Annotated in this window: 1 protein-coding gene; it reads left to right on the top strand. The window is 71.6% G+C overall.

Annotated features, from left to right (window positions below):
- Positions 1–896 (top strand): CocE/NonD family hydrolase C-terminal non-catalytic domain-containing protein (locus AC5LUJ_RS12210; RefSeq protein WP_493464957.1); only part of this gene is annotated, 896 nt, incomplete at its 5' end.
- Positions 897–996: the final 100 nt, after the last annotated feature.

Genomic DNA, 996 nt, shown 5'->3' with positions numbered 1-996 from the left:
CGACGACCCGGGTCGCCGATCGTGACCATGGACCGAGCTCACGTTACGACTTCGCGGCGAGCTGCGTCAGCTGGTTGCGCGAGGTGCTGACGGAGCGCGCGACGCCCACGCCCGCGGACGGAGCCGCCGGCACGGCCGCGGTCACCGTCCCGGAGACGGCCGCGTCCGGCGCCGAGGTCTTCATCCGCGGCGCTGACGAGTGGTCCATTGGCGACGACTGGCCGCCGCAGGAGGTCAGCGAGGCTGTCTGGCACGCCCGCGCTGACGGGACCTTGACCGCGGACCGGCCTGGCCCGGACGCATCATGCGGCTTCCGCTACGACCCGCGGGATCCGTTTCCCTCGACCGTGCCTGGCGCGGACCGTCGAGCGTTGCTCGCCCGTCCGGATGCCGTCCGTTTCGTCTCCGAGCCGCTGGCGGCAGCGGTGACGATGGTCGGCTCCGCCACGGTGGAACTGGCCGTGTCGACGGACGCCGTCGAGGCCGACTGGATTGTCCGGGTGCTTGCCTGGTTGCCTGTCGGCCCTGCCTACGAGCTCGCGTTTGGTAGCGCCACCTGGGCGGCGCGCCCTGGGTCTGTGGTTACCGGGACGATCGTGTTGTCCGGTGCGGCGGAGCGGGTGCCGGCTGGCGCACGGCTGGTCCTGGAGATCACCAGCAGTGATCATCCGAATCTGGCACGCAACCTGGGCGCGGGGCGGAACCGCTACACGACCACGACGACGCGCGTCTGCGCGCAGACAGTACTGGTCGGATCGGGGCAGACCGGCACCCGCCTGGTCCTGTTGACCATGGGAACGGCGGCACGGATGGACGAGGACACCTCGGCCACCCGCGACATCGGTACCCAGCGGGCCGGCGTGGCGATGAGTGTCGGCGGGGGGAGTGCGTCGTGACCGTCGAGGATCTCGTCGATTCCCGGCTGGGGCTGCTGACAGCGGTGGTCGATCAGCCGCCTGCTCCCGGCATGCCGGCGGGCTGGCTGGGGCGTAGCGC

This window comes from Protofrankia sp. CiP1_Cm_nod3, from assembly GCF_982290655.1.
This window is presented reverse-complemented; position numbering and strand designations above follow the sequence as displayed.